This window comes from Pseudomonas sp. DE0157, from assembly GCF_007678615.1.
Taxonomy (GTDB): Bacteria; Pseudomonadota; Gammaproteobacteria; order Pseudomonadales; family Pseudomonadaceae; genus Aquipseudomonas; species Aquipseudomonas parafulva_B.
The window spans coordinates 144,036-163,153 of sequence record NZ_VEJN01000009.1 but is presented as its reverse complement, the minus strand read 5'-3'; the positions used below and the strand labels follow the sequence as shown (position 1 = coordinate 163,153).

Here is a 19,118-nt window from a genome sequence, read left to right as displayed (position 1 = left end):
CTTGTGCCCCGCTGCCGTCAGCGGCAATAACGGGGGTCTTCGACCACCTGGGCGTGGGCAGCGAAAATCGGCGGCAGCCGCTCCTTGAGGTAGTCGATCCAGGTTCGGACCTTGGCATCCAGGTAATGCCGTGAGGGGTAAATCGCATACAAGGCATTTTCCCGCAGCCGGTAGTCCGCCAGCACCCGGCACAGGCGCCCTTGCTCCATGGCCAGGCTGGCGGTGTAGAACGGCAACAGGCCGATACCCATGCCCAACTCGCTGGCGACCAGCATGGCGTCCGCCACGTTGGTCATGAAGCTGTCCTGGGGTGCGATGACGCAATCGCCACCTGCCTGCGGGAACACCCAGTCACCCTCGTACAGCGGGTAGGCCATGCGCAGGCAGCGATGCTGGTGCAGGTCGTCGGGCCGTGCAGGTACGCCTTTTTCATGCAGATAACCGGGCGCGGCACAGGCAATGCTGAAAATCGCGCCCAAGGGGACGGCAATCAGCTGTGAGTCCGGCAATGCCTGGTCGACGGTGATGACCACATCATGCCCTTCAGCAAGCGGGTCGGGGTTGCGCTGGGAAAGCGTGAGCTCGATGACCACTTCGGGACAAAGCGCGTTGTAGCCTGCCACCAATGGCATCAACAACAACCCAAGCCCATGGGGACAATGCACACGCAGCCGGCCACGGGGCGTGAGGTGAGCACCACGTGCCTCCCCCACTGCCTCGTCGGTCAATAGCAGTATCTGCCGTGCGCGCTCGAGAAAACGCTCCCCCGCCTCGCTCATGCGCAAGCGTCGGGTGGTGCGGTGCAGCAATCGGGTTTGCAGCTGATTCTCCAGCTCCGCCACGATGCGCGAGACCTGCGCGGCGGAGATGTCCAGCGCGTTGGCCGCCGCGGCGAAGCTGCCGCACTCCACCACCCGGACGAAGGTACGCATGGCCTGCAACATGTCCATGAAAGCTAGTCCTCGAGGTGGGGGCGTTCGGCCAGCAGGCGGGTGATCCAGTCAACCTGTTGTTCGAAGTCGGCGACCTTGGCAGGCGGCACTGCGACGCGGGCCTGGGCGAAATTGGCAAGGGTCTGCTTTTTTTGCCCGAGCATGCGCTGCCACTTCACGTGAAATGCCTGGCCATGGTCCCGCATCAACAGGGGGCCGAAATACAGCTGCTGAGGACTGTAGGCCGCATGACCGGGTTCTGCCACGATGATTTCGTAGTCGAAGCGGTGCTCGCGCAGCACCTCTTCAGCGACGATACGGTAGCCGTTGCTCATCAGCCACTGTCGCACCTGCGGCTCGGCGCCATTGGGTTGCAGTACCAGGCGCTCGACACCCGCCAAACGAGCTCTGCCCGCTTCGAGAATCTCGCACAGGGTCTCGCCGCCCATGCCGCACAGGCTCACGGCCGTGATGCGGTCCTCAGGGACGATGGCCGCCAAACCATCGGCCAGGCGCACGGCGATGCGCGACTCGAGCCCCTGCTTGCCCACGTTGCGCTGAGCGGCCGCATGAGGGGGGCTGGCCACCTCCCCGGCCACTGCGTACTCGATGCGCTCGCGGAGCATCAACGCTACGGGCAAGTAGCCATGATCAGAACCAATATCAGCCAGACGCGCGCCCTGGGGCACATGGGTGGCCACACGCTCCAGGCGCATGGACAAGGTGTGTTCGTTCACGGTAAGCCTCTCTGCAATGGCGGCGATTCTGACCGTGAATGCCGCGCTTTGCAAAAAACCGGCCTCTCGACCGGCGCAGGCCGCTCGCGTAGGCTTGAGGCTTTTCCACCGTGCAAGGCAGACCCCATGGCACATGCTGATATCGTCTACACCCCAGACAGCGACCCAGAATCCATTTCCTCCGATGTCGCCGAATACAACGGGATGCTGGTAACCACTCAGGTCCCGGTGCACCCTGACGGTAGCCTCGCGTTGGGAGATATCGTCGAGCAAAGCGAATGCACGCTGCAGGCCTTGAAGGATGCTCTGGAGAAAGCCGGCAGCGGTATGGACCGGGTGCTGCACCTGACCATCTACCTGACCGACATGGCCGACCGCGCCGCCTTCAACCAGGTGTACCAGCGTTTCTTCGCCAAACCCGGGCCAGTGCGCGCCGCCGTAGGCGTGGCGGCGCTCGCGTTCGAGGGCATGCGCGTGGAAGTGACGGCGATGGCGGCCAAAGGCTGACTGAACAGGACCGGAGGCCGTTGCGGGCCTTGACTGGCATGATCCAGACCTGCGCCCGCTGTTTTCAAGGCCAGAACCTTGGGCATGCGGCCTGGGCGTGGGACCGGCTGCGATAGGCTGCGCAGCCGCCCCGGCCATCCGGCCAGCACAGCCTGAGGGTGTCGCCCAGCACAATCGTCGGTACAATGCCCGGCTATACCGTGACAGCCGAAACCATAACGACATGTCCCTTCCCAAGCATCACCTGGAACTGCTCAGCCCTGCCCGCGACGTGGCCATTGCCCGCGAGGCTATCCTGCATGGCGCCGATGCCATCTATATCGGCGGCCCTAGCTTTGGCGCACGCCATAATGCCTGCAACGAGGTGGGCGATATCGCCGCGCTGGTCGAGTTCGCCCATCGCTACCATGCGCGCGTGTTCACCACCATCAATACCATCTTGCACGACAACGAGCTGGAGCCGGCGCGCGCGCTGATTCACCAGCTGTACGACGCTGGCGTCGATGCGCTGATCGTGCAGGACCTGGGGGTCATGGAGCTCGACATCCCACCCATTGAGCTGCATGCCAGTACCCAGACCGACATTCGTACCCTGGAGCGGGCCAAGTTTCTCGACCAGGCTGGCTTTTCTCAGCTGGTACTTGCACGCGAGCTGAACCTGCAGCAAATCCGGGCCATCGCAGCCGAAACGGACGCCGCCATCGAGTTCTTCATCCATGGCGCGTTGTGCGTGGCGTTCTCCGGGCAATGCAACATCTCCCACGCCCAGACCGGTCGCAGCGCCAACCGGGGCGACTGCTCCCAGGCGTGCCGTCTGCCCTACACGCTCAAGGACGACCAAGGCCGGGTGGTGGCGTTCGAAAAGCACCTGCTGTCGATGAAGGACAACAACCAGACCGCCAATCTGCGCGACCTGGTCGATGCCGGTGTGCGCTCGTTCAAGATCGAAGGGCGCTACAAGGACATGGGCTACGTGAAGAACATCACGGCCCATTACCGCAAGGAGCTCGACGCCATCCTGGAAGACCGTCCTGGCTTGGCCCGCGCCTCGAGCGGTCGTACCGCACACTTCTTCGTACCGGACCCGGACAAGACGTTCCACCGCGGCAGCACCGATTACTTCGTGACTGACCGCAAGGTCGATATCGGCGCTTTCGACTCCCCTACCTTCACCGGCCTGCCAGTGGGTGTGGTGGAGAAAGTTGGCAAGCGCGACCTGCAGGTCGTCACCGACGTGCCGTTGACCAACGGGGATGGCCTCAATGTGCTGGTCAAGCGTGAAGTGGTAGGTTTCAGGGCCAACATTGCCGAGGCACGCGGCGAATTCGAAGAAGACGGCCAAAAGCGCTTCCGCTACCGGGTGGAATCGAACGAGATGCCTGCCGGGCTGCACAAGCTAAGGCCAAACCATCCGCTTTCGCGTAACCTGGACCACAATTGGCAGCAGGCCCTGCAGCGTACGTCGGCCGAACGCCGCATCGGTGTAAGCTGGCAGGCGGTGCTGCGCCAGGAGCGCTTGACCCTGAACGTGACCAGCGAGGAAGGCGTGCAAGTGCAGGTCGCCCTGGATGGCCCATTCGGCCCGGCGAACAAGCCCGAGCAGGCGCTGGACCAACTGCACGACCTGCTTGGCCAGCTCGGCACCACGCTCTACCACGCCGACAGCATCGAACTGGACGCCCCGCAGGCGTTCTTCATTCCCAATTCGCAGCTCAAGGCCCTGCGCCGGCAGGCCATCGAGACGCTGACCGAGCAACGCATACAGGCGCACCCCCACGGCCGGCGCAAGCCGGAAACCTCGCCACCACCGGTCTATCCCGAGTCGCACCTGTCGTTCCTGGCCAACGTCTACAATCAGAAAGCCCGGGATTTCTACCACCGTCATGGTGTGCAGTTGATCGACGCGGCCTATGAAGCCCACGAAGAACACGGTGAGGTGCCGGTGATGATCACCAAGCACTGCCTGCGCTTCTCCTTCAACCTGTGCCCCAAGCAGGCCAAAGGGGTGACCGGGGTGCGTACCAAGGTGGCGCCGATGCAGCTGGTCCAAGGGGATGAAGTACTGACCCTGAAGTTCGACTGCAAACCCTGCGAGATGCACGTGATCGGCAAGATGAAGAACCACATCATCGACCTGCCCACCCCTGGCAGCGCCGTGGCCCAGGTCGTAGGCCACATCAGCCCGGAAGACCTGCTCAAGACCATCGTCCGCGCGCCTCACTGAGGCGCGTTTCAGCGTATCTGGTGCTTGTGCAACAAACGGTAGAAGGTCGGCCGCGAGATGCCCAGCACCTTGGCTGCAACGCTGAGGTTGTCGCTGTGACGGTCCAGCACATCGCACAACGCCTGGCGCTCGGCCTTGTGCTTGTACTCCTCCAGCGTGCCCAGCGGCGGCTGTTGTGCAAACGGCTGCAAACCCAGGTCCTTGGCCTCGATCTGGCGCCCTTCGGCAAGCACCAGCCCACGCCGCACCCGATTGGCCAGCTCACGCACGTTACCCGGCCAATCGTGCCGGCCCATGGCCATCAGCGCGTGCTCACTGAAAGAGCGTGGCCGCCTGCCGGTTTCCAGGCTGTAGAAATGGGCAAAATGATTGGCCAGCATCGACAGATCGCCATGGCGGTCACGTAACGGGGCGGTGACCACCTGCAGGACGTTTAAACGGTAGTACAGGTCTTCCCGGAAGCGGCCCTGCTCGATGGCCTTTTCCAAATCGACGTGGGTGGCGGCCAACACCCGTACATCCACCGGTACTGGCTGGCTGCCTCCCACTCGCTCGATGTGCTTTTCCTGGAGAAAGCGCAGCAGATTGGCCTGCAGTTCCAGTGGCAGGTCGCCGATTTCATCGAGAAACAGCGTGCCGCCGTTAGCGGCTTCGATGCGACCGATCTTGCGTTGGTGGGCGCCTGTGAACGCGCCCTTTTCGTGCCCGAACAGTTCGGACTGAATCAGGTGCTCGGGAATGGCCCCGCAGTTGATCGCCACGAAAGGCTGCCCGCTGCGCTGGGACTGGCGGTGCAGCGTACGCGCCACCAGTTCCTTCCCCGTGCCGCTTTCACCGCGTATCAGCACAGGCGACTCGGTCGGTGCCAGCTTACCCAGCAGCTTGCGCAATTCTCGAATCGGCCGGCTCTCACCCAGTAGCTCATCCTGGGTGTCGAATGCCTTGACCGTGCCCTTGCCACGCAGCCGCGCCATGCCGAAGGCCCGGCCCAGAGTGACCTGCACCCGCGATTCGTCGAAGGGTAATGTATGGAAATCAAAGAACCATTCACAGACGAAATCGCCGACGGCCGGGCAGCGCAGTTGTTCGGCACTCAGCACCGCAATCCACTCGGTGTTGCTGCGCTTGATCATGTCCTTGACCACGTCAGGGTGCTTGAGGTGCGCTTCATCCAGGCGCAGTACACCTACATCGCAACGATGCTCCAGCGCCTGCGCCAAAGCGCAGCTGGCGACCTCCCACCCGGCCTGAACCAAGCCTGGCGTCAGGCGGTGGCAATCGTCACAAGGATCGACGATGAGCAGGCGGCGTTGCACTGCGGTTTGTTGCATGACCGATCCTTGGCGCCAAGTATTGGTTTCTTGAAATAAAACAGTAAGTTGTGGCGCCCGAATAACAGTAGCAATTAAGTTGACGGTGCCTATGACCGTCTGTCTGCCAACACTGCTTTTCCTAATTTCGCCAGGGAATTTTCGATGGTTAACGTCCTCACATGGGGCGCGTTGAAACAAAAATGAATAATCGTTGATTATTTTGCTGCACCCATGTGACTTAATGCCGACTATCGAGCATCAGTACACATAACCCCGCGCTGCATTTCGCGATACATGAGGCGACCTTGAAGCAACGCGGACGTCACTTGAATGTTTGGGACCACAGAGAGACCGAACCATGAATGCCCCGCTCCGTGTCAACGAAGCACTGCTGATCGCCGACCACGCCTTCGAACCCTTCCACTGCGTGGCCTGGGACGCCCCCAACGGCACTGGCGACCTGAGCCTGGCGGTCATCGACCGTACCAGCACCCGCATCGGCAGCAAACAGGTAAACTCGCAAACTTATTCCGACAAAGCTCAGTGGCTTAACCTGATTGAGGAAGTACGCGCAGAACTTTGTGAAAAAGGCTACCACCTGCAGCCGTGGTCGATGCCCAAGTAAATGAACAGCGTTGACATGTGCGTGCTCTGCCACGCACATGTACTTGCGGCCCTGCATATTTCATCCTGCTAACGTGCGACTTGTTGCCGCACCCCGCCGTTATCACTTCATCGCTTCGAAACTAAGCAGGTGTTGATAGTCTGCTGCCAGTTGCTGCGCCAGCCGGCGAGCACGGCCCAGCCGGACCGGGGCCAGCTCCATGTCAACCAGCAAGGTGGGGCACGGCAAGGGCTCGACAGGGTCCCATTGCTGCAGACGACCGTCCGTAAACACCAGGCAGCGTACTTCCTCGTTCGGATAGGCCTTGCGCCGATTGCCCAGCCACTGCCTGGCTTGCTCCAGCGCCGGCAGCAACGGAGTGCCCCCTCCCGCCCCAAGCGCCTGTAACCAAGGTTGCAGCGCGGCCGAAGCCTTGAGCCCATGGCGCTGCCATTGCGGTGCACTGCCACTTGCCGTCAACAAAGCCAGCCGTGCGCGCTGGCGGTAGGCATGGTCGAACAATGTCGCCAACAGCCCTTTGGTGTGCGCGAGCGCCTGATGGCGACGCGTCGAGGCGGAGGCGTCGACGATGATCAGCCATAACTGAGCCGGTGCGCCTCTGCGGGTGTGCCAGCACAAGTCGTCGCGGTGCCGAGGCCGGCCCTTCAACAGGCTCGGCAGCCAGGCGACCTGGCCAGCACTGGCAGCCTGGGCCCGACCGCGGCTTGCACCTGCGCGCGCACCCTTGCCTGCTTGCGCACCCGTCGTCTTGGCCGGCTGACGGATGCTCAGGGCTTTTTTGCCCAGCTCGGCACCTCACGCCTTGGCCCGCTTGCCACAGGCTGTGGGGCCAAAGCACCCCAATCCCCCTGCCCGCCTTTCTCGGCCGAGCTGCTGCCGGTCTGTGCCTGGGGCTGTTCGGGGGCTGCGGGCGGTGTAGCCTGGGCAGGCGACTGCCTACGATGGCGCAAGGCGAAATCTTCCACCGCGTCGATGTCAGACACCTCGATGGCCGCCGCCCCGCGCCATGCGCAGTGAGCGCGGGCGGCGCGCAACCACACCAGGTCTGCCCGCAGCCCATCCACTCCGGCGGCGTAACAGCGCTCGGTGATACTGGCCAAGGTCCGGTCATCCAGCGCGATGTCGTCCAGCGCCTGGCGCGCTGCATGACAGCGCTTGCGCAAGCCCTCCTGGGCCGATGCCCACTCGGCGCGGAACGCCAGGGGGTCATGGTCGAAGGCCAGCCGACGCCGGATGATCTGTTGCCGTGCATCAGGTGCGGGTAGACCGTCGAGCGCCACATTCAGACCGAAGCGGTCGAGCAGTTGGGGACGCAACTCGCCCTCTTCGGGGTTCATGGTGCCGATCAAGACGAAGCGCGCATCGTGACGATGGGAGATGCCGTCGCGTTCGATACGGTTGGTGCCACTGGCGGCGACATCGAGCAGCAAGTCAACCAAGGTGTCCGGCAGCAGGTTGACTTCATCCACATAAAGTACGCCGCCATTGGCCTGAGCCAGCACACCGGGGGAGAACTGCGCCTTGCCTTGCCCGAGTGCCGCATCCAGGTCGAGTGTGCCCACCAGGCGCTCTTCACTGGCGCCCAGCGGCAAGGTCACGAAAGGCCCATCGCCCAGCAGGTCAGCCAAGCCGCGGGCCAGGGTGCTCTTGGCCATGCCGCGCGGACCTTCGATGAGCACCCCGCCGATCCTGGGGTCGATGGCCGTCAGGCACAGCGCCAACTTCAAGTCGTCGGCCCCCACCACGGCGGCCAGGGGAAATTGTGCAGCGTCGTTCATTTCAAGCCTGTTCCTCGCCATCGAGCAGCTGTTCTTCCAGGGCATCGCGGTACTCGCCGGGGGACTGCCAGAGGCCGCGTTGCTGCGCCTCGATCAGCCGTTCGGTGAGGTCGCGCAGCGCCTGCGGGTTGTGCTCGCGCATGAATTCGCGGGTCGCCGGGTCCAGCACATAGGCATCGGCCAGCGACTGGTAATGATGATCGTCGATCAGGTGCGTCGTGGCGTCGAAGGCGAACAGGTTGTCGACCGTCGCCGCCATCTCGAACGCCCCTTTGTAGCCGTGGCGTTTGACGCCGTCGATCCACTTGGGGTTCAGCGCACGCGCGCGGATCACGCGGTTGAGCTCTTCCTTCAACGTGCGGATGCGCGGTCGGTCCACCTGGCTGTGATCACCGTGGTAGCTGGCCACGGACGCGCCTGCCAGCGTTTCAGTGGCCGCCAGCATGCCGCCCTGGAACTGGTAGTAGTCGTTGGAGTCGAGCACGTCATGTTCGTGATTGTCCTGGTTTTGCAGCACCGCCTGCACCTTGCTCAGGCGCTCGACGAACTGTGCCCTGGCCGGCGTGCCCTCGTCCTGCCCGCCATAGGCGTAGCTGCCATGGTTCAGGTAGACCTCGGCCAGGTCTTCACGGGTTTGCCACAGGCGCCCATCGATCGCATTCTGAACGCCAGCCCCGTAGGCACCTGGCTTGGCGCCAAAGACACGCCAACCGGCCTGGCGAGCCGCCTGCTCAGCGTCTACACCCTGCTGCTGCAAAGTCGTACGCTCGCTGCGCACGCGCGCAGCCAACGGGTTCAGATCATCGGGTTCATCAAGACCGGCCACGGCCTGAACGGCAGCATCGAACAGGCGGATGAGGCTGCCAAAGGCGTCCCGGAAGAAACCCGACACCCGCAGCGTCACGTCCACCCGCGGGCGGTCCAGCAGGCTCAGGGGCAGTATCTCGAAATCGTCGACCCGCTGGCTGCCGGTGGCCCAAACGGGCCGCACACCCATCAGTGCCATGGCCTGGGCAATGTCGTCACCACCGGTGCGCATGGTCGCGGTCCCCCACACCGACAGCCCGAGCTGGCGCAAGTGGTCGCCATGGTCTTGCAAATGACGCTCGAGTATCAGGTTGGCCGACGCGAAGCCTAGCCGCCACGCTGTGGTGGTCGGCAAGTTGCGCACATCGACGGTGTAGAAATTGCGGCCTGTGGGCAGTACGTCAAGCCGACCACGGCTGGGCGCGCCACTAGGCCCTGCAGGCACGAAGCGCCCAGCGAGCGCTGCAAGCAGCCCGTTCATCTCGGCGGCGCCACAGGCGTCCAGGCTCGGCGCCACGGTATCGCGCAGGTGATCGACAACGGCCTGAACGGGCTGGCCAAGTTCCGCCTCCAGCGCTGGCAGCGTGCCGTCGAGCGCACCCTCGATAACCTGCAATGCCAGCAGTTCGAGGCGCTCGCGGGTATCGCCAGCCGTACGCCAGGCCTGGTCGCTGATGTTCAGCAGTAGCGTGGGCCGTGGGCCTTGCCAGGGTTGCCCCAGGTCACAGTCCAGCGGATCGAAGCCAGGGACCAGTGCCTTGGCCAGCGCGCGCAACACACTCGCATTGCCGCCACGCCCATCGCCCCGCTCAACCCGCAGCAGTGCCAGCAGCGTGTCCAGGCGCAACCGACCCTCGGGCGACTGGCCGAATACATGCAAGCCATCGCGGATCTGCGATTCCTTGAGGTCGCACAGGTAGGTGTCAAGGCGTGGCAACCAGACGGTTGCATCGTCAAGCTGCCCTTCGAGTTGCAATTCCCGGTCGATGTGGTGGGTCCTGACCAGTTCGAGGATGTCGCGTTGCAACTCACGGGCGCGGCGCGGGTCGAGCAGTTGTGCTTCGTAGAATTCGTCGGCCAATTGCTCCAGGTGGCGTAGCGGGCCGTAGGTCTCGGCGCGGGTCAGCGGCGGCATCAGGTGATCGATGATCACGGCTTGCGTGCGTCGCTTGGCCTGCGCGCCCTCACCTGGGTCGTTGACGATGAACGGATAGATGTTGGGCAGCGGCCCGAGCAGCGCATCCGGCCAGCACGTATCGGACAGCCCTACCCCCTTGCCCGGGAGCCATTCCAGGTTGCCGTGCTTGCCGACATGGATGACAGCGTCGGCCGCATACACATGCCTCAGCCAGAAATAGAACGCCAGGTAGCCATGGGGTGGCACCAGGTCCGGATCGTGATAAACGGCGCTGGGGTCTACCTGATAGCCGCGAGCAGGCTGGATGCCGACGAAGGTCATCCCCATGCGCACCCCTGCCACCATCAAACGGCCCTGGCGGAACATCGGGTCCTGCTCCGGTAGCCCCCAGCGCTCCAGTACCGCCTGGCGGTTGGCGTCCGGCAGGCGGTCGAATGCCGCCTGGTAATCGACCAGGCTCATGCTCTGGGCACAGGGCCGCTGGTCGATCTGGTCGAGGTCGTTGGTCACACCGCCCAGCAATTGATGGATCAACTGGGTACCGCTCTCGGGCAGCTCGCTGACCGGATAGCCTTCAGTGCGCAGCGCACGCAAGATATTGAGCGCCGCAGCCGGCGTGTCCAGGCCCACGCCATTGCCGATGCGCCCATCGCGCGTGGGGTAGTTTGCCAGGATCAACGCCACGCGCTTGTGCGCATTGGGCTGGCGCGCCAGGGTCACCCAGCGCCGTGCCAGCTCGGCCACAAAATCCATGCGCTCGGGGTGGGCGCGGTAGCACACCACATCCGATTGGCTGCGTTCGCTGTGCCAGGCCATGTCCTTGAAGCTGACCGGCCGGGTGATGATGCGGCCGTCCAGTTCCGGTAGCACGATGTGCATGGCCAGGTCACGTGCGCCGAGGCCCTGCTCGCTGGCCTCCCAACCCGGTTGGTTGTCCTGCGCGCAAATGGCCTGCAACACGGGTATGTCTCGTCTTAGGGGGCGCAGGTTAGGACGCTCCGGGCTGGACAGGGCGAAACCCGTGGTGTTGAGCACAACCTCGGCGCCGACCATGTCGAGCCATGCTTCGACCTGTTCCAGGCAGGCGCTTTCCTTCAGGCTGGCCACCGCAATCGGCAACGGGTTCAAACCTGCTGCCTGCAGGCGCTGGCAGAACACATCGATGAAAGCCGTGTTCGCTGCTTGCAGGTGCGAGCGATAGAACAGTATCGGCGCCACCGGATGATCGGCATGCCAGTGCGGGTACCAGTCCTCCAGCGCCCCACTGCCCACCTGAGGGTGGTAAACCGTCGTGCGAAGCAACGCCCGCGGCTCGGCCCAGGGATAGTCACGGTCCAGCCACTGACTGGCAAGGTAGTAGAACAGATTGAGTGCGTTGGCCTTGCCACCCTGGCGAAGGTAGTGCCACAACTGCTCGGCTTGCGCCCCCTGCACGGACCCAAGCCCGGTCAGTTCCGGGTCGGGACGGTCGTCGCCGGGCACCAGAATCACGTGCACGCCGCGCTCGGCGAGCGTAACCAACTGTTCCACACCGTAGCGCCAGTACCCCACGCCGCCGTGCAGCGACACCAGGATGACCTTGGCGTGCTGCAAGACCTGATCGACATAAAGGTCGACCGAAGCGTGGTTCTGCACCTGCATGGGGTTGGCCAGGCGCAAGCTGGGATAGTCGCCGGGCAGCTGCTCGGCGCTGTCGGCGAGCAAGGCCAGGTGCGAATCCCCGCTGCAGAGGATGACCAGTTCGGCTGGCGTCTGGCCGAGGTCGGCAATGCTGTCGTCGGGCACGAAGCCGCCGGGCTGGGTCCGCAGCAGGTGCATGGGTCAGGCGCCCAGAGCGTGGCGCAGACGCGCTTCGAGCTGGGCGGGGTCAAGGTCCTGACCGATCAGCACCAGGCGCGTGACGCGCGGCTCTTCGGCGCGCCAGGCGCGGTCGAAGTGCTTGTCGAAGCGCGTACCTACCCCCTGGATGAGCAAGCGCATCGGCTTGCCAGCGATGGCGGCGAAGCCTTTGACGCGCAGGATGCCGTACTCGACCACCAGTTGGTTGAGCGCCTCGATCAGCACCCGCTCATCGGATTCGGGGAGGTCGATGGAGATGGAATCGAAGGCATCATGGTCATGGTCGTCATGGTCATCGCCGTCGTGATGGGCATCGTGGTGGGTCGGGCGGGCGTCGATGTGCTGCTCGGACTCGGCGCCCAGGCCCAGCAACACCTCCAGCGGCAACTTGCCACTGCTGGCTTCGATGACTTTGACAGCCGCTGGCAGCTCTTCGGCGACCTCGGCACGCACCTTGGCCAGGCCATCGGCATCGATCAGGTCGGCTTTGTTCAACACAACCAGGTCGGCGCTGGCCAGTTGGTCAGCGAACAGCTCGTGCAGGGGGGACTCGTGGTCCAGGTTCGGGTCCAGCTTGCGCTGGGCGTCGACCTGGTCCGGGTAGGCGGCGAAAGTGCCTGCGGCAACGGCGGGGCTGTCGACCACGGTGATCACCGCATCGACGGTGCAGGCGGTGCGGATCTCAGGCCATTGGAAGGCTTGTACCAGCGGCTTGGGCAACGCCAGGCCGCTGGTTTCGATCAGGATATGGTCCAGGTCGCCGCGGCGCGCCACCAGTTCGCGCATCACCGGGAAGAACTCTTCCTGGACGGTGCAGCACAGGCAACCGTTGGCCAGTTCGTACACCCGGCCATTGGCCTCTTCCTCGGTGCAGCCGATGCTGCACTGCTTGAGGATGTCGCCATCAATGCCCAGCTCGCCGAATTCGTTGACGATCACGGCGATGCGCCGACCCTGTGCGTTGTCGAGCATGTGGCGCAACAGGGTAGTCTTGCCCGAGCCCAGGAAGCCGGTGACGATGGTAACGGGGAGCTTGGCCAGTGTTTTCATGTTGCAGTGCCCTTGGCAGAATGGCGCGGGCATGCAGGACGAGCGCCGCCGACCAGACAGGCCAGGCATGTTCGCCACCGGATCACCCCGCCCGGTTTAAAGTCGAAAACGTTGCGAGGCAGGTCTCCTGGCTTGCACCTGCGCCAGGCACGGTCATCAGGACCGGGCTTGGGGGAAGACGCCTTCCCGCGCTTGGCGCAGTGGCAGTGTCGACCCATCAATGGTGCCTACAGTTGCGGGGGCAGCCGCGGCTTGAACCGCGTTCCCGTCTTAGCTCCGGCCTGGCCGGAGAACCTCGAACGGCCAAGGCTACGCAGTGGCTGTCGGGTGGTCAACCGTTGTCGAGGCTGTGGGGAGCCGCACTGCTGCCAGACGGCGACCTTCGTCCCGCCCTCGCCCTCGCCACCCACGAATAAAGTGCAAGGCAGTTACCCTTTCTCTTCATCGCCTGCCCGCTTTACGCGCTGACCATCCTGCTCTACCCTTCCCACTTCCCCTTCATGAGGTATTCGTCCAATGCGCCATTGATGCCGCCGTCTGCTAGACGGCCAGTCTTCACTTTCCGGTCGCCACCGGAAATGTCGCGGCATTTGTGGAGTTGCACATGACGACTACGTCTATCCTGACGCTGGACAGCGTCACCCTGGTCTTGCCAGATGGCAGGCCACTGTTCACCGATCTCACCCAGACCTTCGACACTACCCGGACCGGCCTGGTAGGCCGCAACGGCGTGGGCAAGACCCTGCTTGGCCAACTGCTCGCTGGCCGGCGTTCACCCAGCAGCGGCACGTGCCAGCGCTTGGGCCGTGTCCATCTTGTCGATCAACAGGTGATCGACACCAGCAAGACCGTGGCCGATCTGGCCCAGATGGGGCCCTTGATCGCAGCGCTCGAACGGATCGCACTCGGCAGCGTGGAGGCGGCTGACTTCGACACCGTCGGCGAGCGCTGGGATGCGCCCGAGCGCCTGCGCGCCCAGCTGCACCGCCATGGCCTGGGCCACCTGGACCTGCAACGCCCTGTCCATACCCTGAGCGGCGGGCAGGCCATGGGCGTGGCGCTGATTGGCGCCTGGTTGAGCGAGGCCGACTTTCTCATACTCGATGAACCTACCAACCACCTGGACGACCACGGTCGCACGCAGTGGCTGGCGATGATGCAAACCTGGAACCGCGGCTTGCTCGTGATAAGCCATGACCGTTCTCTACTCGAGCACATGGACTGTATCCTCGAACTGTCAAGCCTGGGCCTGAAAGCCTATGGCGGCAACTTCAGCCACTATCAGGCACGAAAGCGCTGCGAGACCACGCAAGCTGTGCAGCAGTTGGCACACCTCAAGCGCTCCCAGCAGCAGCAAGCCAGAGCCCAGCTACAGCAACGCCAGGCACTGGACAAAGCCCAGGCCCGGGCGGGGCGCAAGGCCAAGGGCGTGAACCAAGCCAAGATCCTGCTCGATCACCAGCAGCAAGGCGGCCAGGCGACGCTTGGCAAGCAGCGCCGACGCCATCGGGCGGCCGGGCAACAGCTGATCGACAGGGTGCGGGACGCTGCGCAAGCGGTCGAAAGAGCCTGCGAAATTACCGTGCACACGCCAACGCTTGAGCCCAATGTCCAGCGGCAGGTGGTACTGCTGCAAGCCTTGCGCCTGCCGCATGGCACACAAGTACCCATCGACCTCAGCCTGCGCCAGGGCCAACGTTGTGCCCTGACGGGCGTCAATGGCAGCGGCAAGAGCACACTGCTGAAAATGATCGCCGGCCAGTTGCCAGCGCCTGCAGGCCACCTCAAGGTCACAGACCAAACGGCGCTGCTCGACCAGCACTGCAGCGTGTTGTCGGCCGACGTAAGCGCGCTGGAACACGTACAACAGGCCAACCCGGCACTGGATCAGAGCCATGTACGCATGCTGCTGGCTCAGCTGGGCCTGGACGCTGCACGTGTCGCGCTGCCCAGCAGCCTACTCAGTGGAGGCGAGCGCATGAAGGCGGCCCTGGCGGCGATCCTGTACCGCAGGCGACCGGTGGAGCTGCTGCTACTGGACGAACCTGGCAACCACCTCGACCTGCCATCGCTCAAGGCCCTGCAAAAGATGCTGGAGCGGTTCACCGGTGCGCTGATGATTGCTTCCCATGACCAGGTGCTGCTCGATGCGCTGAGGCTCGACTGCGCCTTACGCCTTGAAGGGCCGAGCATCAAGTGGTGATAGGACATTTCCGATCCGGCGAAGATGTATTAAGGTGGCGTGTGCGCATATAACAGCAGCCCGAACGTGGGCACTTGCAAGACAACGAGGGTGTCATGAGCAACGAAAGCATTAACTGGGACAAGCTCGGCTTCGACTACATCAAGACCGATAAACGCTATCTGTCTGTCTGGCGCGATGGCGCGTGGGATGAAGGCACCCTGACCGAAGACAACGTGCTGCATATCAGCGAAGGCTCCACGGCCCTGCATTACGGCCAGCAGTGCTTCGAAGGTCTGAAGGCCTACCGTTGCAAGGATGGCTCGATCAACCTGTTCCGCCCTGACCAGAATGCCGCCCGCATGCAGCGCAGCTGTGCGCGCCTGCTCATGCCCCACGTGCCCACCGACGTGTTCATCGAAGCCTGCAAGCAGGTCGTCAAGGCCAACGAGCGCTTCGTGCCCCCCCACGGCAAAGGCGCCCTGTACTTGCGCCCATTCGTCATCGGCACGGGTGACAACATTGGCGTGCGCACTGCGCCGGAGTTCATCTTTTCCGTCTTCGCCATCCCGGTAGGCTCGTACTTCAAAGGCGGCATGAAGCCTCACAACTTCCAGATCTCCAGCTTCGACCGCGCGGCTCCGCAAGGGACCGGCGCTGCCAAGGTGGGTGGTAACTATGCCGCCAGCCTGCAACCAGGCTATGAGGCGAAAAAGGCCAACTTCGCCGATGCCATCTATCTGGACCCGTTGACCCATTCCAAGATCGAGGAAGTAGGTTCGGCCAACTTCTTCGGCATCACGGCCAATAACGAGTTCGTAACGCCCAAGTCGGCTTCGGTGCTGCCGGGTATTACCCGCCTGTCCCTGATGGAGCTGGCGCAGTCTCGCCTGGGCCTGACCGTTATCGAAGGGGATGTGGAAATCAGCCAGCTGGATCGCTTCGTCGAGGCAGGTGCCTGCGGCACTGCGGCGGTGATCACTCCCATCGGCGGCATCGAGTACAACGGCAAGCTGCATGTTTTCCATGACCTGGAGAAGGTCGGCCCCGTTACCCAGAAGCTCTACAACGAATTGACCGGCATTCAGAGCGGCGACATCGAGGCTCCGGCAGGCTGGATCGTCAAAGTGGCCTGATCACTCACACTGCATGATCTCGAAGGCGCGCTCCTCAGGGGGCGCGCCTTTTTTTGCACGTCGAAACAGGCCATTGCGTGCCCGAGCAGGCAACAAGGTTTCCTCCGCGCGCCAGGCCCGGTATCCTTCAAGGCTCTACTGAAAGTCCTTCAGGAAGCCGACCATGATCAGGCCCCTTCTAGTGCTGAGCGCAGCCCTGCTGTTGAGCCCCACGCTCCTGGCCCAGCAGATCAAACGTGAAGTGGGCGACTTTGACTTCACCCTCAGTACGACGCCTACTCGCAGCATGGCCCAGGGGCTTATTTCCCCAGCCGCTACCGGCGCCTTTCACGGCGGCCTGGATTTCAGTCACACCAGTGGTTGGTACGTGGGGCAATACACACCCAGCATGGGCGTGGCGCCAGGGTCCACCCTGCGGGTCGACAACTACGTCGGCTACAAGCATCACTTCGACAGTACCCTGGGTTACGAGATCGGCGTGATCCACTACAGCCAACCCAACATCGCAGGTGCAGAGAGCCATGCACTGTATGGGGGTATTTCCATAATGGGCAGCCGATTCGGCGGGGCCTTGCGAGACAACCCAAGCAACCGGATCGGCACCCTGTATGCCGATTTCGGGCAGGTCCCCCTGCTCAACGCCGACCTGACGGTCAAGCTGGCCCATCATCGGCTCGGCACCCCATTCACGATCGGCGACGGCAGCCAGGTCAACGGTTTCTCCGACTGGTCCATGCAGCTGTCGCGCCCCTGGTTAGGCCTGGACCTGAACCTGATCTACAGCGACTCGAACCTGACCGGTGGCGGCTGCGATGCTTATTCGGGGATCAACACCTATTGCGAGAGCGTGGTAACCCTCAAGGCCCAGCGCAGTTTCTTCTAGGCAAGCCTGCTCACGCTCAGCCTTTGCCGGCCACTGCCACCTCAAGCCTGTGTCGGCGCCCGTGGACGGGGGGCAGTGACAGCGATGGCCACCCCGCCCAGGACAATCGCGCAGGCAGCCATGGCACGTAGCGACAATGCCTCGCCGATCACGAGCATTCCACCCAACGCGGCGATCACCGGCACGCTCAGTTGCAACGTGGCGGCTTGTTGCGCGCTGATGCGCCGCACCACGCTGTACCAGACGGCGTAACCTGCCGCCGATGCCAAAACCCCAGAGCACACTGCAAAGAACACGCCGGCCATCGAGAACCGCAGCTCGGCACCGAGAACCATCAGCGGCGCACACACTGCTAGGAAGGGCACGCTGCGAATGAAGTTGCCCGCCGTGTCGGCCAGCGGCCGAGGTGATCCCTGCCCCAGCAAGGTGTAGATCCCCCACGCTATACCCGCGACTACCATCAGCAAGGCGCTCGTCAGTGTAGGTGCGTGGCTGCCAGGCAGCAGCAACACGATCAGGCCTGAAAAAGCCATCAACATGCCTGACAACGTGCGCAGGCTGATCCGTTCCCCACGCAGCAACGCCATGCCGAACATGGTCAGCTGCACAGCGCCAAACAAGAGCAATGCCCCTACCCCTGCATTCAAATCAAGGTAGGCGACGGAGAACAGAAAGGCGTAGCAAAATAACGCCAAGCCACCTCGCCAACTGCCGGCAGCGCCTGAGCAGGGACTGCGCAGCCGTACCAGCCACCACAGGCACAAGGCGCCGCTGCCCAGGCGCAGCGCGGTGAAGCTGATAGCGTCGACGGCGCCATCCTTGAGCGCCAGCCGGCAAAAAACCGAGTTGGCAGCGAAGGCCATCAAGCTGAACATGGCCGGCCAGAACCAGGCGCTCAGCAACGGCCGTTCGATCGGAGATGAGGTCGTGCTCATGGTGTGGTCACCTCTGAGAACCGCTGTGCTTATCGCGCAGGAAGGCGCAAACCTGAGCAGAGATTTACTACACAGCCAGTCGATGGCGCTACCTACCTTGGGAGGAGACAGGCAGCGCCGCCACGGCATCCACCTCGATGAGCATCCCGTCCAGGGCCAGGCTCGGGACCGGTATGAGCGTACAGGTAGGCTTGAGGGCCTGGCCCCACGCGTGGTCCACAGCTTCCACCCATTGCTGGAGCCGCGCCTGGCTATGGTCGACGATCAGTAGGGTGAGCTTGCAGACATGCTCAAGGCCCGCCCCTTTGCTGGACAAGGCCAGCTCCAGGTTGGCAAGGGCCTGGCGCGCCTGATCGGCGAAAACAGGGGATAGAGCCCCACTGGCCTGCTCCCCACCCTGACCCGCGATGAAAAGCAGCCTGCTCCCTGAACGCACGTCGGCCACATGGGAGTATCCGTTGCCACTGGGGTCATACAGAGATTGAGGGTTGCTCAGTTCAAAAGCGGTGGTGTGCATGGTTTGGACGCTCGGTTCATGGAATGAGCGCCGAGTATCCAACCTCAAGCAAACCTGAGGTCAAGGGCCGGAAGTGGCCCCAGGACATGATTTATGCGGCTACACCCGCGAGGCTGCCAGACGCCCCCGGCGCCTGGCGCGCAATCACTTCTCTTCCAGTACTGCCTTGCCCTTGACTGCACGCGGCCCGCGCCACGCCCAGATCGGCAGGCCAGGGAACGGTGCCCACACGACGAACACAATCCACAGCATCTTGCGCTCGGCGCGCCGATCGCTGCCCATGATGTGCCAGATCGCCCAGATCTCCAGCAAAATCAAGATGATTGCCACGACGAACCAAATCGTTCCGATTTCCATGAGCTTCCTCCCATTGGCACTTACCCTATTGATTCACCGAAGACGCCCAGGGTTCCGTTCGATTTAAACGGCGCCAGCGTCTATCGAACCCGCCTGCCCCAGGCCGACGCCCAGCGCATGCCTGAACACGACCTGCACATTGGCGCCAGCCACCCTGC

16 protein-coding genes and 1 riboswitch are annotated in these 19,118 nt (G+C 63.3%); of the genes, 6 read left to right on the top strand and 10 right to left on the bottom strand.

The window, feature by feature from the left end; all coding sequences use genetic code 11:
- Positions 1–17: 17 nt before the first annotated feature.
- Both FS777_RS13555 and FS777_RS13550 read right to left on the bottom strand, forming a co-directional pair.
- On the bottom strand, positions 18–950 hold the full coding sequence (locus tag FS777_RS13555; RefSeq protein ID WP_058638288.1) for a LysR family transcriptional regulator: 933 nt from the start codon (positions 948–950) through the stop codon (positions 18–20).
- A 5-nt stretch (positions 951–955) separates the two neighbouring features.
- Positions 956–1,669: a class I SAM-dependent methyltransferase gene (locus tag FS777_RS13550; RefSeq protein WP_145255991.1), complete on the bottom strand. Its 714-nt coding sequence runs from the start codon at positions 1,667–1,669 to the stop codon at positions 956–958.
- Between the two features lie 126 nt (positions 1,670–1,795).
- Here FS777_RS13550 and FS777_RS13545 point away from each other — a divergent pair, with 126 nt between their 5' ends.
- On the top strand, positions 1,796–2,176 hold the full coding sequence (locus tag FS777_RS13545; protein ID WP_145255988.1) for a RidA family protein: 381 nt from the start codon (positions 1,796–1,798) through the stop codon (positions 2,174–2,176).
- 223 nt (positions 2,177–2,399) lie between these two features.
- The gene (locus FS777_RS13540) at positions 2,400–4,400 is read left to right on the top strand and encodes a U32 family peptidase (protein WP_145255986.1); all 2,001 of its coding nucleotides are present in this window, start codon (positions 2,400–2,402) and stop codon (positions 4,398–4,400) included.
- Between the two features lie 8 nt (positions 4,401–4,408).
- Here the strand turns inward: FS777_RS13540 and FS777_RS13535 are convergent, their stop codons facing one another.
- A complete protein-coding gene (locus tag FS777_RS13535) occupies positions 4,409–5,731 on the bottom strand; it encodes a sigma-54 dependent transcriptional regulator (RefSeq protein WP_078478557.1) in 1,323 nt (440 codons plus the stop codon).
- A 340-nt stretch (positions 5,732–6,071) separates the two neighbouring features.
- Between FS777_RS13535 and FS777_RS13530 the strand changes: the two genes are divergently transcribed.
- Complete coding sequence (locus tag FS777_RS13530; RefSeq protein WP_058638293.1) at positions 6,072–6,338, top strand: hypothetical protein; 267 nt, start codon at positions 6,072–6,074, stop codon at positions 6,336–6,338.
- Between the two features lie 102 nt (positions 6,339–6,440).
- Here FS777_RS13530 and FS777_RS13525 read toward each other — a convergent pair whose 3' ends face one another.
- From FS777_RS13525 to cobW, 4 genes are all read right to left on the bottom strand, one after another.
- A complete protein-coding gene (locus FS777_RS13525) occupies positions 6,441–6,986 on the bottom strand; it encodes a VWA domain-containing protein (RefSeq protein ID WP_371921581.1) in 546 nt (181 codons plus the stop codon).
- 119 nt (positions 6,987–7,105) lie between these two features.
- Positions 7,106–8,116: an ATP-binding protein gene (locus tag FS777_RS13520; protein WP_078478555.1), complete on the bottom strand. Its 1,011-nt coding sequence runs from the start codon at positions 8,114–8,116 to the stop codon at positions 7,106–7,108.
- 1 nt (position 8,117) lies between these two features.
- Positions 8,118–11,879 (bottom strand): cobaltochelatase subunit CobN, encoded by a 3,762-nt coding sequence (cobN, locus tag FS777_RS13515; RefSeq protein ID WP_058638296.1) that lies wholly within the window; start codon positions 11,877–11,879, stop codon positions 8,118–8,120.
- A gap of 3 nt (positions 11,880–11,882) precedes the next feature.
- The gene (gene cobW, locus FS777_RS13510; protein ID WP_058638297.1) at positions 11,883–12,950 is read right to left on the bottom strand and encodes a cobalamin biosynthesis protein CobW; all 1,068 of its coding nucleotides are present in this window, start codon (positions 12,948–12,950) and stop codon (positions 11,883–11,885) included.
- A 99-nt stretch (positions 12,951–13,049) separates the two neighbouring features.
- Positions 13,050–13,263, bottom strand: a riboswitch (cobalamin riboswitch).
- Positions 13,264–13,554: 291 nt separating this feature from the next.
- On the opposite strand from cobW, the gene FS777_RS13505 reads away from it, so the two are divergent.
- The 3 genes from FS777_RS13505 (at position 13,555) to FS777_RS13495 (ending at position 17,151) form a co-directional block, all read left to right on the top strand.
- Positions 13,555–15,153 carry an ATP-binding cassette domain-containing protein gene (locus FS777_RS13505; protein WP_145255982.1) on the top strand — a complete coding sequence of 533 codons (1,599 nt, stop codon included), beginning with the start codon at positions 13,555–13,557 and terminating at the stop codon, positions 15,151–15,153.
- Positions 15,154–15,227: 74 nt separating this feature from the next.
- Entirely contained in the window at positions 15,228–16,268 is a 1,041-nt protein-coding gene (locus FS777_RS13500) for a branched-chain amino acid aminotransferase (protein WP_256674249.1), read from the top strand.
- Between the two features lie 163 nt (positions 16,269–16,431).
- The gene (locus FS777_RS13495) at positions 16,432–17,151 is read left to right on the top strand and encodes a TorF family putative porin (RefSeq protein ID WP_058638299.1); all 720 of its coding nucleotides are present in this window, start codon (positions 16,432–16,434) and stop codon (positions 17,149–17,151) included.
- 41 nt (positions 17,152–17,192) lie between these two features.
- On the opposite strand, the gene FS777_RS13490 is transcribed toward FS777_RS13495, so the two are convergent.
- The 3 genes from FS777_RS13490 to FS777_RS13480 all read right to left on the bottom strand — a co-directional run bounded on the left by FS777_RS13490 (position 17,193) and on the right by FS777_RS13480 (position 18,960).
- Positions 17,193–18,086: a DMT family transporter gene (locus tag FS777_RS13490; protein WP_058638300.1), complete on the bottom strand. Its 894-nt coding sequence runs from the start codon at positions 18,084–18,086 to the stop codon at positions 17,193–17,195.
- Between the two features lie 88 nt (positions 18,087–18,174).
- Entirely contained in the window at positions 18,175–18,603 is a 429-nt protein-coding gene (locus FS777_RS13485) for a RidA family protein (protein ID WP_145255980.1), read from the bottom strand.
- A gap of 144 nt (positions 18,604–18,747) precedes the next feature.
- Positions 18,748–18,960 carry a PLDc N-terminal domain-containing protein gene (locus FS777_RS13480; RefSeq protein WP_023535666.1) on the bottom strand — a complete coding sequence of 71 codons (213 nt, stop codon included), beginning with the start codon at positions 18,958–18,960 and terminating at the stop codon, positions 18,748–18,750.
- Positions 18,961–19,118 lie beyond the last annotated feature (158 nt).